At 60.2% G+C, this 16,149-nt stretch carries 13 protein-coding genes and 2 tRNA genes; 4 read left to right on the forward strand and 11 right to left on the reverse strand.

Going from position 1 to position 16,149, the window contains the following annotated elements:
- Positions 1 to 31: 31 nt before the first annotated feature.
- The 6 genes from rplI to rnr all read right to left on the reverse strand — a co-directional run bounded on the left by rplI (position 32) and on the right by rnr (position 5,797).
- Entirely contained in the window at positions 32 to 478 is a 447-nt protein-coding gene (gene rplI, locus TK42_RS07030; protein ID WP_003171376.1) for a 50S ribosomal protein L9, read from the reverse strand.
- A gap of 18 nt (positions 479 to 496) precedes the next feature.
- Complete coding sequence (locus TK42_RS07035; RefSeq protein WP_005784252.1) at positions 497 to 1,390, reverse strand: hypothetical protein; 894 nt, start codon at positions 1,388 to 1,390, stop codon at positions 497 to 499.
- 36 nt (positions 1,391 to 1,426) lie between these two features.
- Complete coding sequence (gene rpsR / locus TK42_RS07040) at positions 1,427 to 1,657, reverse strand: 30S ribosomal protein S18 (protein ID WP_002551829.1); 231 nt, start codon at positions 1,655 to 1,657, stop codon at positions 1,427 to 1,429.
- Between the two features lie 29 nt (positions 1,658 to 1,686).
- Positions 1,687 to 2,103, reverse strand: a complete 417-nt coding sequence (gene rpsF, locus TK42_RS07045; RefSeq protein WP_005784250.1) for a 30S ribosomal protein S6 — start codon at positions 2,101 to 2,103, stop codon at positions 1,687 to 1,689.
- Between the two features lie 311 nt (positions 2,104 to 2,414).
- The gene (rlmB, locus tag TK42_RS07050; RefSeq protein ID WP_024073089.1) at positions 2,415 to 3,170 is read right to left on the reverse strand and encodes a 23S rRNA (guanosine(2251)-2'-O)-methyltransferase RlmB; all 756 of its coding nucleotides are present in this window, start codon (positions 3,168 to 3,170) and stop codon (positions 2,415 to 2,417) included.
- Entirely contained in the window at positions 3,167 to 5,797 is a 2,631-nt protein-coding gene (gene rnr / locus TK42_RS07055) for a ribonuclease R (protein WP_032878192.1), read from the reverse strand. The genes rlmB and rnr overlap by 4 nt, the downstream gene beginning before the upstream one ends.
- A gap of 226 nt (positions 5,798 to 6,023) precedes the next feature.
- On the opposite strand from rnr, the gene TK42_RS07060 reads away from it, so the two are divergent.
- From TK42_RS07060 to TK42_RS07075, 4 genes are all read left to right on the forward strand, one after another.
- Positions 6,024 to 6,110: transfer RNA gene (locus tag TK42_RS07060), tRNA-Leu, on the forward strand.
- 154 nt (positions 6,111 to 6,264) lie between these two features.
- Positions 6,265 to 6,351: transfer RNA gene (locus TK42_RS07065), tRNA-Leu, on the forward strand.
- A 145-nt stretch (positions 6,352 to 6,496) separates the two neighbouring features.
- On the forward strand, positions 6,497 to 7,522 hold the full coding sequence (locus TK42_RS07070) for an iron ABC transporter substrate-binding protein (protein WP_032878194.1): 1,026 nt from the start codon (positions 6,497 to 6,499) through the stop codon (positions 7,520 to 7,522).
- A complete protein-coding gene (locus TK42_RS07075) occupies positions 7,522 to 9,075 on the forward strand; it encodes an iron ABC transporter permease (RefSeq protein ID WP_103733908.1) in 1,554 nt (517 codons plus the stop codon). The genes TK42_RS07070 and TK42_RS07075 overlap by 1 nt, the downstream gene beginning before the upstream one ends.
- A gap of 112 nt (positions 9,076 to 9,187) precedes the next feature.
- Here the strand turns inward: TK42_RS07075 and TK42_RS07080 are convergent, their stop codons facing one another.
- From TK42_RS07080 to hflK, 5 genes are all read right to left on the reverse strand, one after another.
- Positions 9,188 to 11,122 (reverse strand): methyl-accepting chemotaxis protein, encoded by a 1,935-nt coding sequence (locus TK42_RS07080; RefSeq protein WP_103733909.1) that lies wholly within the window; start codon positions 11,120 to 11,122, stop codon positions 9,188 to 9,190.
- Positions 11,123 to 11,261: 139 nt separating this feature from the next.
- Positions 11,262 to 12,551 (reverse strand): adenylosuccinate synthase, encoded by a 1,290-nt coding sequence (locus TK42_RS07085; protein ID WP_005784238.1) that lies wholly within the window; start codon positions 12,549 to 12,551, stop codon positions 11,262 to 11,264.
- 54 nt (positions 12,552 to 12,605) lie between these two features.
- Positions 12,606 to 13,793: an ATP phosphoribosyltransferase regulatory subunit gene (locus tag TK42_RS07090; protein WP_032878199.1), complete on the reverse strand. Its 1,188-nt coding sequence runs from the start codon at positions 13,791 to 13,793 to the stop codon at positions 12,606 to 12,608.
- 293 nt (positions 13,794 to 14,086) lie between these two features.
- Positions 14,087 to 14,953, reverse strand: coding sequence for a protease modulator HflC (hflC, locus tag TK42_RS07095; RefSeq protein WP_003188064.1), 867 nt, complete (start codon positions 14,951 to 14,953; stop codon positions 14,087 to 14,089).
- Complete coding sequence (gene hflK / locus TK42_RS07100) at positions 14,953 to 16,128, reverse strand: FtsH protease activity modulator HflK (protein ID WP_005784234.1); 1,176 nt, start codon at positions 16,126 to 16,128, stop codon at positions 14,953 to 14,955. Before hflK ends, hflC begins: the two co-directional genes overlap by 1 nt.
- Positions 16,129 to 16,149: the final 21 nt, after the last annotated feature.

Below are 16,149 nucleotides of genomic sequence, written 5' to 3' on the forward strand. Positions count from 1 at the left end.
ACACGCGAGGTGCCAGTCAGTTAGGTGCGACTTAAGCTGCTACCACGACAACGCGTACGGTGGCTTCAACTTCGGCGTGCAGGTGCACGGCTACGTCGAATTCGCCTACGTTGCGGATGGTGCCGTTCGGCAGACGAACTTCGCTCTTCTGCACTTCAACGCCGGAGGCGGTCAGTGCATCAGCGATGTCGTGGGTGCCGATCGAACCGAACAGCTTGCCTTCGTCACCGGCGGTGGCAGTGATAGTCACTTCCAGCTCAGCCAGTTGGGCAGCGCGAGTTTCGGCCGAAGCTTTTTTGTCTGCTGCGGCTTTTTCCAGCTCAGCACGACGCTCTTCAAACGCAGCCAGGTTGGCAGCGGTTGCAGCGGTGGCTTTGCCGTATGGCAGCAGGTAGTTACGACCGTAGCCGGCCTTAACGTTCACTTTGTCGCCCAGGTTGCCCAGGTTGGCGACTTTTTCCAGAAGGATCAGTTGCATGTGAAAATCCTCTAACTTTTAACCTTCACCGTTCGCGCTATCGGCATCTTTCGACGCCAGACGTCCGCGAAAATCAATCAGGCCGTCGACAATGGCCAGAACCACGAGTAACGGATAGATCAGCTGCATGAACAGCAACAGCGTGACGTACAACCCCACCAGCCAGAACCTGGCCAGGCGCTTTCGCGCAACCAGCCCGTGAATCAGGGCCAGCCCGGCAAACACCAGCGGTACGCTGCAAATCGGCGCCAGCAAGGCCATCTGTGGACCGAAGTTCGGTCCGACAACCATGCACGCCAGCAGCAACATCGCCGGCCCCGCAGGGATTCTGATACTGCGAAACTCGCGACCAAAACCACCCGGGTTGTACAACAACGCCTGCCAATAACGCCCAAGAATCAGGCTCAGCACGCTGACGACCTGCAACAATGCCGCAATCAGGCCGGTCAGGACCGGGGCAATCAGTGACGCAAACCGCGCTCGCTCATCTACCGACAACTGCTGGTAGAGATCCCCGAGAGCCAGTGGCAGGATCTTGACGATCTCCTGCGACAGCGCCTCGATTTGCGGGCGGAAAGCCGCGCCAAGCATCACTGAGTACACCAACCCCAATGCCACGCTGACCAGCAGCGTACGGACCCAGGACTCACTTGCGCGCAGAACCAACGCAAGGCTCGATGACCCCAGCAGTACCAGAAGTACCCGTGGATCACCCATTTGCAGCCACCAGATCAAGGCCGGCAACAAACCCAGGGCAAGAACGCCAAGGGCGTCCTTCAAACCGCGCCGCAGCAGCACAAGGCAACCTGCGGCAGCACCCAACCAATAAAGCAACGGCAATGCCGCACAGCCAGCCACTACCAGAGTGGCCTGCACGCGACCGCGCATGATGAACTCAGCTAAGGCGCGCATGCATTCAATCCCTTACTACTTGTCGACTGCCCGGTCTCAGCGGCCGTGGCTGTCGGTGTAGGCCAGCAGGGCCAGGAAGCGGGCGCGCTTGATAGCGGTGGCCAGCTGACGCTGATAACGTGCTTTGGTACCGGTGATACGGCTTGGAACGATTTTGCCGGTCTCGGATACGTAAGCTTTCAGAGTGTTGAGATCTTTGTAATCGATCTCTTTCACGTCTTCAGCGGTGAAGCGGCAGAATTTACGACGACGGAAGAAACGTGCCATTTGATAGGCTCCTTAATAAGGTCCGTGGATTACTCGTCAGCGTTATCGCTGTTGTCACTGTCATCAGCGCTATCATCAGCGCCTTCTTCAGGACGGTCGCGACGCTCACGGCGCTCACTGCGGTTTTCTTCAGCCTTGAGCATCTCGGATTGGCCGGTAACGGCTTCTTCGCGACGGATGACCAGGTTACGGATCACTGCATCGTTGTAGCGGAAGTTGTCTTCCAGCTCGGCCAGGGCCTTGCCAGTGCACTCAACGTTCAGCATCACGTAGTGAGCCTTGTGAACATTGTTGATTGCGTAGGCCAGTTGACGACGGCCCCAATCTTCCAGACGGTGGATTTTGCCGCCGTCTTCTTCGATCAGCTTGGTGTAACGCTCAACCATGCCGCCGACTTGCTCGCTTTGATCCGGGTGGACCAAAAAGATGATTTCGTAATGACGCATGAATGCTCCTTACGGGTTGTAGCCTGCCGCTCAAAAACGGTCAGACAAGGAGTGAATGACACTTATGGATCTTGCCGTAGGGGAGGCACATCGGTGCCTGCCAGGAAGGCAAGGGGCGCAATTGTAGAGAAGGGGGAGAAGCGGCGCAAGGTGATTGGTGATTATTTGAACAACTTTCCAAACACCACAAAATTAAATGTGGGAGGGGGCTTGCTCCCGATTGCGGGAGTTCAGTCACATCATCTGTAACTGACCCACCGCTATCGGGAGCAAGCCCCCTCCCACATTTTGGTTCTGTGCCAGGCTCGGGATTACTTCTTGGCTTTGACCTTGGCACCACGCTGACGCTGGGCTTCAAACAGGCACACGCCCGTCGCCACCGATACGTTCAGGCTGCTGACGCTACCGGCCATCGGCAAGTGCACCAGATAATCGCAATGCTCACGGGTCAAACGACGCATGCCTTTGCCTTCGGCGCCCATGATCAGGATGGTCGGGCCGGTCAAGTCCTGGTCATAAATGCTGACCTCGGCCTCGCCTGCCGTACCCACGACCCACAGGCCGCGCTGCTGGAGTTTCTCCAGGGTGCGCGCCAGGTTGGTCACGGCCACCAGCGGAATCACCTCTGCCGCGCCGCAAGCCACTTTGCGCACCACCGGCGTCAAGGTTGCAGACTTGTCTTTAGGCACGATCACCGCAAGCGCGCCGGCAGCATCTGCCGAACGCAGGCAGGCGCCGAGGTTGTGCGGGTCGGTCACGCCGTCCAGTACCAGCAACAGAGGCGCGCCTTCGGTACGGTCGAGCAGCTCGTCGAGCATCGCCTCGCCCCATACCTGGCTCGGGCTGACGTCCGCGACCACGCCCTGGTGTACACCTTCAACCCACACGTCCATTTCGCGACGCTCGGCCTGGCCGATGGCAACCTTGTTTTGGTTAGCCAGTTCAACCAGCGCCTGTACGCGCGGCTCACTGCGGCCTTCGGCCAACCAAACCTGCTTGACCCGCTTGGGGTGATGACGCAGCAGTGCTTCTACGGCGTGCACGCCGTAGATTTTTTCCAAACTCATGACTTGGCCTTAGGTTTGCGCGACCCGCCGCTTTTCGCGGGGGCAGAGCCCGCTTTTGGCGGGCCTTTACGATGTTTACTTGGCTTGCTCGACGGTTTTTCCGCCCCTTGGGACTTTCCCCCAGACGCCGCTTTACCACCACTTTTGGCTTCGTTGAGCAGCTGCTGCTTCAACTCGCGGCTCTTGCGCAGCTCGGCGTTTTTCGCCGCAGCATCGCTTGGGCGGTAGGCTTCAGGAGCCTTTTCCTTGGCGGAAGAGCGACGCCCCGACTTGGCAGGTGCAGGCTCGGCAGCCGTCTTCGCGCCAGTGGCCTTGCCTTTGGAAGCCGGCGCTGCGGTTTCGCTGCCACGCTTTTTGCGGCCAGCCGGCTCAGCGGGCTTGTCAGGCATACCGAAGTCGATCTTGCGTTCGTCCAGATCGACGCGCATGACCTGCACTTCGACGGTATCGCCCAAGCGGAAGCTGCGACCGGTGCGCTCGCCCGCCAGACGGTGGTGCACAGGATCGAAGTGGTAGTAGTCACCCGGCAAGGCGGTGACATGCACCAGGCCCTCGACGTAGATGTCGGTCAGTTCCACGAACAGACCAAAGCCCGTCACAGCAGTGATCACGCCCGGGAACGATTCGCCCACGCGATCCTTCATGAACTCGCACTTGAGCCAGTTCACTACGTCGCGGGTGGCTTCGTCGGCGCGGCGCTCGCTCATGGAGCACTGCTCGCCCAACTGCTCCAGGGCCGCCTCGTCGTACGGATAGATCCGCGCCTTCGGAATGGTCATGGCACCGGCGCGCTTGACGTGCGGGGTGTTCTGCCTGGAGTGGATCACGCTGCGGATCGCCCGGTGCGTGAGCAAATCCGGGTAACGACGGATCGGCGACGTGAAGTGGGTGTACGCTTCGTAGTTGAGGCCAAAGTGACCCTGGTTATCGGCGCTGTACACCGCCTGGCTCAGGGAACGCAGCATCACGGTCTGAATCACGTGGTAATCCGGACGATCCTTGATGCTGGCCAGCAAAGCCTGGTAATCCTTGGGCGTCGGGCCGTCCTTGCCTTTATGCAGGGACAGGCCAAGCTCACCAAGGAAGGCGCGCAGTTTTTCCAGACGTTCCGGCGGCGGGCCGTCGTGGACGCGGTACAGCGCAGGAATTTCGTGCTTCTTCAGGAACTCGGCAGTGGCCACGTTGGCCGCCAGCATGCATTCCTCAATCAACTTGTGCGCGTCGTTACGGGTGGTCGGGGTGATAGCGGCGATCTTGCGCTCGGAACCGAAAACAATCCGGGTTTCCTGGGTTTCAAAATCGATCGCGCCACGGGTATGACGGGCGCCCAGCAGCACCTTGTACAGCGAGTACAACTGCTTGAGGTGTGGGACCACGCCAGCGTACTCGGTACGCAGGGCCTTGGCTTCGCTGGTCTTCGGTGTTTCCAGAATGGTGCTGACCTTGTTGTAGGTCAGGCGTGCCTGGGAGTGAATCACCGCTTCGTAGAACTGGTAGTCGGTCATTTCGCCGGTTTTGGAGATGGTCATCTCGCACACCATGGCCAAACGGTCGACTTTCGGGTTCAGGGAGCACAAGCCGTTGGACAGCTGCTCAGGCAGCATCGGGATCACGCGCTCAGGGAAGTACACGGAGTTGCCGCGCACCTGGGCTTCGTTATCCAGGGCCGAACCGATCTTCACGTAGCTGGACACGTCGGCAATCGCGACGTACAGCTTCCAGCCGCCGGAGAACAGGCGCAGCTTGCCAGGCTTGGCTTCGCAGTAGACCGCATCGTCGAAGTCGCGGGCATCTTCGCCGTCAATGGTGACGAACGGCAGATGACGCAGGTCGATGCGTTTTTCTTTGTCTTTCTCTTCGACTTCCGGCTTGAGCTTGGCGGCTTCCTTGAGCACGGCATCAGGCCAGACGTGAGGAATATCGTAGGTGCGCAGCGCAACGTCGATTTCCATGCCGGGCGCCATGTAGTTGCCGACCACTTCAACGATATCGCCCTGGGGCTGGAAGCGCGCCGTTGGCCAATGGGTGATTTTCACCTCGACGAACTGGCCGACCTTGGCGGCACCGTTGCGGCCGGGGGTGATCAGCACTTCCTGCTGCACCTTCGGGTTATCCGGAACCACAAAGCCGATGCCGCCTTCTTCGAAGTAACGGCCGACGATGGACTCGTGGGCACGGGACACCACTTCGACGATCACGCCTTCGCGACGACCGCGACGGTCCAGGCCGGAAACCCGCGCCAGGGCGCGGTCGCCATCGAACACCAGGCGCATTTGCGCCGGGCTCATGAACAGATCGTCACTGCCGTCATCCGGGATCAGGAAGCCGAAACCGTCACGATGGCCGGCAATGCGGCCCAGGATCAGGTCGAGCTTGTCTACCGGCGCGTAAGTGCCACGACGGGTGTAGATCAATTGAGCATCGCGCTCCATCGCACGCAGACGGCGGCGCAGGGCTTCGAGCTGGTCTTCGGTGGTCAGACCGAATTCTTCGACCAACTGCTCGCGGCTAGCAGGCGAACCACGATCGGCGAGGTGCGCCAGGATCAGTTCGCGGCTAGGAATAGGGTTTTCATATTTTTCCGCTTCACGAGCGGCCTCGGGATCGAGGGACTGCCAATCGGCCATTAGAGAGTTTTCACCTTGTCTATATGTGGGTTAGTTTGGCATACGCGTATTGAAACGGGAAATTTCAGGTATCAACAAGCGTTTAAAAGACCTTTACGCCCCCCCACCGCGCACCTTGCACGACCACTGGCGAAATTTTCCAGGGTTTTTTCATGGCAGGGGTTTACAGCTCAAATATCGCTCCGTATAGTGCGCGCCATCGACGACGGCAACGTTGTCAGATAATGCCCAGGTGGTGAAATTGGTAGACACGCCAGCTTCAGGTGCTGGTGATCGCAAGGTCGTGGAAGTTCGAGTCTTCTCCTGGGCACCAAATTCAGATCAAACCCGCGAAAGCGGGTTTTTTCGTTTCAGACCTTTGATTTTTAACGGAAAAATTGATTTATATTTTTCGAATCAGGGGTTTACAGATCAAAAAGCCCGCCGTATAGTTCGCCCCATCAACAGCGGCAACGTTGTTAGATAATGCCCAGGTGGTGAAATTGGTAGACACGCCAGCTTCAGGTGCTGGTGATCGCAAGGTCGTGGAAGTTCGAGTCTTCTCCTGGGCACCAAATTCAGATCAAACCCGCGAAAGCGGGTTTTTTCGTTTCTGACGCTCGAAAAACTCCCCAGCGATTTCCCCCCCTCGTCCGCACTTGAGAAGTTTTATCGTTTATCCTTGCAATGATTTGTTGCATATAGCGAGGAACACTTCGGATGATGATCCGCGATAACCGTCTCAAAACATCCCTTCTGCGCGGCCTGAGCCTCACCCTGCTCAGCCTGACCCTGCTCTCGCCCGCCGCCTATTCTGCCGACAAGATCGCCCTGACCTTGTACAACGGCCAACACAAGGAAGTCGGCGATGAACTCGCCAAAGCCTTTGAAGCCAAGACCGGCATTCACGTCAACGTGCGCAAAGGCAGCAGCAATCAGTTGGCCAGCCAGGTCGTCGAAGAAGGTGACCGCTCCCCCGCCGACGTGATCTATACCGAAGAATCGCCGCCGCTGAACAAACTCGGCGAGCAAGGCTTGCTGGCGAAGATCGATGCCAGCACCCTCGACGTGCTGCCCAAGGATTACGTCGGTCGTAATGGTGACTGGATGGGCGTGACTGCACGCACCCGCGTCGTGGCGTTCAATCCAAAACTGATTGCTGAAAAGGACCTGCCCAAATCCGTCCTGGATTTCGCCGGCCCCGAGTGGCAAGGCAAGGTTGGCTTCGTGCCCACCAGCGGTGCCTTCCAGGAACAAGCCGTGGCGATCATCAAACTGCACGGTCGCGAAGCCGCCGAAGAGTGGCTGACCGGCCTGCGCGCCTTCGGCAAGGTGTACAGCAACAATATGGTCGCCCTCAAGGCCGTTGAAAATGGCGAAGTGGCCACCGTGCTGGTGAACAACTATTACTGGTTTGCCCTGAAAAAGGAAAAAACCAACCTGGACTCCCAACTGCACTACTTCACCGATGGCGATGCTGGCGGCCTGATCACCGTATCCTCCGCTGCCGCACTGAAATCCAGCAAACACCCCAAAGAAGCTCAGCAACTGCTGGCATTCATGGCCAGTGAAGAAGGCCAGCGCGTGATCACCAACACCTCGGCCGAGTACCCGCTGCGCAAGGGCATGCAATCCAACCGTGGCCTCAAGCCCTTCAGCGAGCTGCAGCCGCCGAAAGTCACCCCAGCCGACCTTGGCAACGCCGAAGAAGCCCTGGAACTGGAACGTGACGTTGGCTTGAACTGATGACCGCATCGCTAACGGCCGGGGCATTCAGCCCACGGCGCAAACGCCCGTCGATCTGGCTGTTGCTGCCAGTACTGCTGCTAGTGGGCCTGAGCCTGCTGCCGCTGGCGTATGTCGGGCTCAAGGCCTGGCAAGCGGGCTGGGCAGAGGCGGTGCATCTGCTGTGGCGGCCTTATGTGTTTGGCCTGCTGCGCAACACCCTCGCGCTGATGGTCGGCGTGACCGTGACCTGTGGTGTGATCGGCTTGTCCCTGGCTTGGCTGCTGGAACGCAGCAACCTGCCGGGACGAAGGATCTGGGGCGTAATCCTGTGCCTGCCGTTTGCGGTACCTGCGTTTGTCAGCAGCTTTACCTGGGTGTCCCTGAGCGCGAGCTTCGAAGGGCTCGGTGGCGCGATTCTGGTGATGAGTCTGTCCAAGTACCCGCTGGTATTTCTACCGGTGGCAGCAACCTTGCGCAACCTTGACCCGTCCCTGGAAGAGTCCGCGCGCACCCTGGGACTGAATCGCTGGGGCGTGTTCTTTCGCGTCACCTTACCGCTGCTATGGCCGTCGCTATTGGCCGGGGCACTCCTGATAGCCCTGCACATGCTGGTGGAGTTCGGGGCCTTGTCGATCATCGGCCTGCAGACCTTTACCACCGCGATCTACCAGCAATTCGAACTGGAATTCAGCAACGCCAATGCCGCGATGCTCTCGGCGGTGTTGCTGGTGATGTGCCTGACCTTGCTGTGGCTGGAGTTGCGCGTGCGTGGCAAAGGCCGACACGTGCGCATTGGCCAGGGCGCGGCGCGACATGCCGAGCAGGTCCGGCTGGGCAAGTGGGCACCATTGGGGCAGGTGTATTGCCTGGCGCTGGCGATCATTGGCAGCGGCATTCCACTGGGGATGCTCGGTTATTGGTTGGCCGTCGGATCTTCCGCCGCGTTTCCACTGGCTGAAATTGGCGAGGCGTTGCTCTCCTCACTTGCCTTGTCGCTGGGAGGCGCGGCGTTGTGCCTGGTACTGGCGGTGCCCGTAGGTTTGCTGGTGGTGCGCTACAAAGGCCAGTTGGCACTGTGGGCCGAACGCCTGCCTTACCTGCTACACGCCCTGCCCGGCCTGGTGATTGCACTGACACTGGTGTATTTCGCGCTGCATTACGTGCCCGCGCTGTACCAGACCTCGGCGTTGTTGCTGATCGCTTATGCGTTGCTGTTTTTGCCATTGGCCCAGGCGCCGATTCGTACGGCCTTGAACAAAGCGGCACCACAACTGGAGGAGGCGGCGCGCACGTTGGGCGCTTCGTCGTTCAGTGCGTTTTGCCGAGTGACGTTGCCGATTATCTTCCCGGCGTTAGGGGCGGCATTTGCGCTGGTGTTTCTGGATGCGATGAAGGAATTGACGGCGACTTTGCTTCTGAGCCCGACCGGGTTGAATACCTTGGCGACGGCCGTGTGGGCGCATACTTCGAATGTGGAGTTTGCGGCGGCGGCACCGTATGCAGCGTTGTTGATATTGGTGTCGGGGTTTCCGGTGTATCTACTTACGACTCGGATGTATCTGAGTCGCTGAGACCGCTATCGGGGGCAAGTCGAATCGTCGCACCGCCCCTCCCACATTTGAATGTGTTCGCAAATCAAGTGTGGGAGGGGGCTTGCTCCCGATGAGGCCGGTATGGACACCACTAAGCCCGGAACTGCCCCAGGCTCGCCTTCAACTGCGCCGCCAACCCATCCAGCACCTTGCCACTGGCCGTCGTCTCCACCACAGCCTGCGCCGCACGCTCGGCCTGGGCATGGATCACTTCCACCCGCCCACGCACCGCATGGGCGCCCTGAGCCTGGTGCTCAGCCGCACGCGTCGCCAGACCAATCGCGGCGTGCACCTGCTCCACCGACGCTTGTACTGTCTGCTGCAAACGCACACTGTCGCGCAACACCAGCAAGCCCTCATTGGCCTGGCGGCCAGCCTTGCCGATTGTTTCCACCGCCTCACGCGCGCCCTGTTGCAACGCCACGATATGCGCCTGGATGTCGCCGGTAGAGCTTTGGGTCTTGCTGGCCAGCGCACGCACTTCGTCCGCCACCACCGCAAAGCCACGTCCAGTCTCGCCCGCCCGCGCCGCTTCGATAGCCGCATTCAGGGCAAGCAAATTGGTTTGCTCGGCGATACCGTGGATCACGGTTAGCACGACTTCGATCTGCTCGCTTTGCTGCGCCAGCCGCTCAATTACCTGGGAGCCAGCCTGCACCTGCCCCGCCAACGCCTCGATCAAGCTGCCGACCTCAGCCGAGGTGCGCGAGTTCTCATCCGTGGCCTGGCGAATATCCACCACCTGCTGCAAGGCCGCTTGCATGGCGTGACTTTCGGCCTGGGCCTCGTCAGCCATTTGCGAAAGTGCGCGCAAGCTCTCTGCAACCTCGTCGCGCTGCAAACCCGCTGCCGCGTCGGCGCCCGCGTTACGCAATGTCATGGCGCCGATTTCCACACCGGTACGCTGGGCCACATCGCCCGCCTCACGCACGATGGGCTGCAACTTATCCACAAAGCGATTGACCGCCGAAGCCATATCACCGATTTCGTCCTTGCTGTTGATCTGCACACGCTTGGTGAGGTCGCCCTCGCCTGCCGCCAGGTCGTCCATGGCGGCAATAAGCAGCTTGAGACGATTGACCACGCGCCGGCCCAACACAACAGCGAGCAACAGCAATACGCCAAGCCCCACCAATGCCAGGCCCATGCCGATACGCCAACGCAGGGCGCCCGCCGCTTCTTGCACGGCGCTGGAGGTGTTTGCAGTCATTTGGGTGGCAGTTGCCTGTGCCGACTGCAGCCTGGCGCCCATGGCGCTGGCACTATCAGCCGCCGCCCCCTGGAGGCTATCGCCCACCAGTTGATCACCGCTGGCGATCAGCGCGGCAAAGCGCTTATCCAATGCTTGCAGGTCGGCCTCAACCGCGACGGTCGACACGCCCATGCGCACCTTGCCGATTTCCACACCATTTGGGCTGATGGAGGCTTCGACGTAGTACACCGACGGGTCTGTCTTGGCCGCGTTCAGCACTTTATCGAGGGCACGCTCACCCGCACCCTTTGCCAGCAACGCCTGGTTGATCGGGTTATCACGGTTCAGATAACGCGTCAGGTGCTCACCCGCGGCGTCGTCATACACGACGAACAACACGTTGGGATTGCGTTGGGCACGCCGGGCAAATTCCGAGAGTGTTGGCACATCGCTGTCCCACATGGCGCGGGGCGCGACCGAGGCCAGCAACTGCGCCATGTCATTGGCGGAGTCCTTCAGGTCTTTTTCCAGGGTCGCACGCAGTTGCTTCTGCTCTTCCTGCAGACGCGTGGAAAGCCCGGCTGTCAGGCGCTGGCGCGTGCTGGAGGACAAGCTGTCGAGGCTGGACGTGACCTCCTTGCCGGCCTGGGCCAATTCGCCAGACAGTTTCTGACTATCGATGCCCAGACGATTACCCAAATCAGCTTCCAGCGCGGTCACGGTGCTCCGCGTCAGCGCGACGGCAACCAGCACTTGCACCAAAAGGGCGATACCAAGGGTAACGAACACCGGCCGCAACAGACGGCTTTGTAACAACGAGAGAACGGCAGACACTGGAAACCCCTCCACCACGGGTGCCACTAATTTGATAGCACCTCGAAAGGGGGAAACACAGCAAGGGTCGTGCCGTTTGCCAGGCAGAAACGACAAAGGGCTCCCGAAGGAGCCCTTTGCTTTTTACATCAACACTTTATTAAGCGAACGGGTGACGCAGAACGATGGTCTCGTTGCGGTCCGGGCCGGTCGAAATAATGTCGATCGGTGCACCGATCAGCTCTTCCACACGCTTGATGTAAGCGCGGGCGTTGGCTGGCAGTTCTTCCAGGGTCTTGGCGCCCACGGTCGATTCGGTCCAACCTGGCACTTCTTCGTACACAGGCTGCAGGCCCACGTAGCTGTCAGCGTCGGTCGGGGCAACGTCGTTGCCTTGCGCGTCTTTGTAGCCGACGCAGATGTTGATGGCTTCCAGGCCGTCGAGTACGTCCAGCTTGGTCAGGCAAATGCCCGAAATGCTGTTCACATCGATAGCGCGACGCAGGATAACGGCGTCGAACCAACCGCAACGACGAGCACGGCCAGTGGTGGCGCCGAATTCGTGACCCTGCTTGGCCAGGTGCGCGCCAACGTCGTCGAACAGCTCAGTCGGGAACGGACCCGAGCCTACACGGGTGGTGTAAGCCTTGGTGATGCCCAGGATGTAGTCCAGGAACATCGGACCAACGCCTGAACCTGTGGCAACGCCGCCAGCAGTGGTGTTGGAGCTGGTCACGTACGGGTAGGTGCCGTGGTCGATGTCCAGCAACGAGCCCTGGGCGCCTTCGAACATGATGTCTTTGCCGGCGCGACGCAGGTCGTGCAGCTCGGCGGTCACGTCCAGCATCAGCGGCTTGAGCAGCTCTGCGTATTCCTTGCACTCGGCCAGGGTCTTGTCGAACTCGATGGCAGGCTCTTTGTAGTAACCCACCAGCATGAAGTTGTGGTAATCCACCAGTTCACGCAGCTTGTCTTCAAAGCGCGGCATGTTGAGCAGGTCGCCCACACGCAGGCCACGACGCGCAACCTTGTCTTCATAGGCCGGACCGATGCCGCGACCGGTAGTGCCGATCTTCAGCTCGCCACGGGCCTTTTCACGGGCCTGGTCCAGTGCAACGTGGAAGGACAGGATCAGCGGGCAGGACGGGCTGATGCGCAGGCGCTCGCGCACCGGTACGCCTTTCTCTTCCAGCTTGGTGATCTCGCGCAGCAAGGCGTCAGGTGCAACTACCACGCCGTTGCCGATCAGGCACTGCACGCCTTCGCGCAGTACGCCCGACGGAATCAGGTGCAAGACGGTTTTTTCGCCATCGATGACCAGGGTGTGGCCAGCGTTGTGGCCACCCTGGTAGCGCACTACGGCGGCAGCATGTTCGGTCAGCAGATCAACGATCTTGCCTTTGCCCTCATCACCCCATTGGGTGCCCAGGACTACGACATTCTTACCCATAACACTTGTCCTCATTCGCGCAAACTTGGTGCCGGCGATGGCCGGCAGGAAAACTCAAGAAGCCAGTGGCGATACTTGCCAAAGCCCGTTCTGCTGAATCAATTGCCGGTCGCAGTCCGCTTCACGGGCGGCGGCCAATGGCTGCCCAGGCAAGGCCTGGACCACACGCTGACCCTCACTGCGTAACTGGCAAACCTGCTGCCAGAGCGCCGCGTCCGTACTGTCGGGCATCCAGATGCCACCAGACGGCAGCTCGACCTCAGCACGCCCCAGGGTCACCAGGGTTTTCAAATCGGTGGAAAAACCAGTGGCCGGACGCGCGCGACCGAAGTCGGCGCCGATATCGTCGTAACGACCACCTTGGGCGATGGCCTGGCCAACACCCGGGACAAATACCGCGAACACCACACCGGTGTGGTAGTGGTAGCCGCGCAACTCGCCCAGATCAAAATACAGCGGCAGCTGCGGGAACCGCGCCGACAAGCGTTCGGCAATCGCCAGCACGTCATCCAGTGCCGCCAATACCGGCGCCGGCGCATTGGCCAGGCGCTCACGCGCAGCCACCAGCACTTCACGACCACCGCACAGGTCCACCAGCGCACGCAGCATACCGGCCAGTTCAGCCGGCACACCCTCGGTCAGGGCGATCACTTCGTCGATCGCCTTGCGCTGCAGGGCATCGAACAACTGTTGCTCCACTTCACCGGACAAGCCAGCCGCACGGGCCAGACCACGATAGATACCGACGTGGCCCAGGTCCATGTGGACATCGGGCACGTCAGCCAGTTGCAGCATGGCCAGCATCAGGCTGATCACTTCAACGTCGCTGCTCGGGCTGGCATCGCCGTACAACTCGGCACCCAACTGGATCGGGCTGCGCGAAGACGACAAGGCTCGCGGCTGGGCATGCAACACGCTGCCGGCGTAGCACAGGCGGCTCGGACCTTCGCGGCGCAGGGTGTGCGCGTCGATGCGCGCCACTTGCGGCGTGATGTCGGCACGGAACCCCATTTGCCGGCCCGATTGCGGGTCGATCACCTTGAAGGTGCGCAGATCCAGGTCCTGGCCCGCGCCGGTCAGCAGGGATTCCAGGTACTCGATATGGGGAGTCACGACAAACTCGTAACCCCAGCTCTGGAACAGATCCAACACCTGGCGACGCGCTACTTCAATGCGCGCAGCTTCTGGTGGCAGTACTTCTTCGATGCCATCTGGCAGCAGCCAGCGGTCTACCGTTGCCATTACGCCATTCCCCTTTGATCCGGGCGGCCAGCCCTCGGCCGAGCCTTGAGTGAAGCAGAAAATACCCGCCTCCTGCATAAACCACGCGCAAGAGCGACGTGACGAACGGCCTGCAAACGGCCTCGTCGGGCACTTTCCTCGAAAAACCTGTCACGCCTGCCGAATCAAACATGCAGACGCAAAAAAGCCGGGAATTTCCCGGCTGCCGCATCATACACCCGTTTTCTGAAAGGATCACCCCGCCAGGCATTTTAGCCGCCCGACGGAGTGCCCCCTACAGAATCACAGGCCTGTTACTTGGACTTTTCCAGGTAGCGGAAGAAGTCGCTGCTTGGGTCCAGCACCAGTACGTCGGTTTTGTTCGCGAAGCTTTCACGGTAGGCACGCAGGCTACGGTAGAACGCGTAGAACTCCTGGTCCTGGCCGTAAGCCTTGGCGTAGATCGCCGCCGCTTGAGCATCACCATCACCGCGGGCCTCTTCAGACTCACGATAGGCCTCTGCCAGCAGGACCCGGCGCTGACGGTCAGCATCGGCGCGGATACCTTCAGCCAGCTCGTTACCCTTGGCACGATGCTCACGAGCTTCACGCTCACGCTCGGTGCTCATACGTTCGAACACGCTGCGGTTCACTTCCTTGGGCAGGTCAATGGCCTTGACCCGGACATCGACGACTTCGATACCCAGCTCTTTTTCCGCCATGGTGTTCAGCGAACGGGTGATATCCGCCATCAGCGCATCACGTTCACCAGAAACCACCTCATGCAGGGTGCGCTTACCAAACTGGTCACGCAGGCCCGATTCCAGACGACGGGACAAACGCTCGTCGGCAATCTGCTTGAGGCCGGAGGTCGCGGTGTAGAAGCGCTCGGCATCCTTGACGCGCCACTTGGCGTAGGCGTCAACCATCACGGCTTTCTTTTCCAGGGTCAGGAAGCGCTGTGTCGGTGCATCCAGGGTCATCAGGCGGGCGTCGAACTTGCGCACCTGGTTGACGTAGGGGACTTTCACATGCAGGCCTGGCTGGACATCCGCCTGGACCACGCGACCGAATTGCAGCAGCACCGCACGCTCGGTCTGAGCCACTATGTAGAAGCAGTTCCAGGCAGCGATGACCACGACGACGCCCACAATCAGGGCGGTCAGCGATTTATTGCTCATCAACGACTCTCCCTGGTACGTGTTTGCTGTTGCAGCAAGTCAGCGGCCGCACGGGCGCTCGCTTCGTTGGCAGCGGCATTCGAACCGGTGGACGGTGCGCTGGTGCCGCTACGACCACTTTCGATCATCTTGTCCAGCGGCAGGTACAGCAGGTTGTTCTGCCCACCCTTGTTGCCGGTCACGAGAACCTTGCTGGTGTTGCTGAAAACTTCCTGCATGGTGTCCAGGTACAGACGCTCACGCGTGACTTCCGGCGCCTTGCGGTACTCGGCAACCAGCTTGGTAAAGCGATCTGCCTCACCCTTGGCGCGCGAGACCACTTCGTCGCGATAACCGTTGGCATCTTCAAGGATGCGCTGGGCCTGACCACGGGCTTCCGGCACAACGCCGTTGGCATAGGTTTCAGCCTGGTTGCGCGAACGCTGCTCGTCTTCACGGGCGCGGATCACATCGTCAAACGCTTCCTGCACTTCACGCGGTGCCGCGGCGCTCTGTACGTTCACCTGAGTGACAGTGATACCGGTGCGGTAGGTATCGAGGAACCGTTGCAGGCGCTCCTTGATTTCACTGGCCATCAATTCACGACCTTCGGTCAGCACCTGGTCCATGGCGGTGGAACCCACCACATGGCGCAGGGCACTTTCGGTTGCGTGTTGCAGGCTGATCTCCGGCTGATCAACGTTCAGCACGAAATCCTGCAGGTTGCTGATCTTGTACTGCACGGTCAGCGGCACTTCGACGATGTTCTCGTCTTCGGTCAGCATCTGGCCCTGCTTGGTGTACGCACGCTCACGCGTGACGTTTTCCATGTACTTCTTGTCGATCGGCGGGAAATAGATGTTCAGGCCCGGCCCGACAGTCTCGTAGTACTTGCCGAAGCGCAGCACCACGGCTTGCTCCTGCTCGTCCACCACGTAGACCGCGCTGTACAGCCATACGGCCGCGAGCACGACAAGACCCAGGCCCAGCAGGCCGTAGCCGCCGCCCTTGCTGGTGCGACCGCCGTCGTCACCGCCACGTTTTTTTCCACCACCGAACAACCCATTCAGGCTTTCCTGCAGCTTTCGGAAGGCCTCGTCGAGATCCGGTGGCCCCTTGCGGTCGCCATTATTGCGGCGCTTACCACCCCAAGGATCCTGATTATTCGAGTTGCCACCCGGCTCATTCCAAGCCATAGCGCTCTCCATCTGATAAAG

It is taken from the genome of Pseudomonas sp. GZJR-8, from assembly GCF_002916705.1.
In the GTDB taxonomy this organism is placed as follows: Bacteria; Pseudomonadota; Gammaproteobacteria; order Pseudomonadales; family Pseudomonadaceae; genus Aquipseudomonas; species Aquipseudomonas synxantha_A.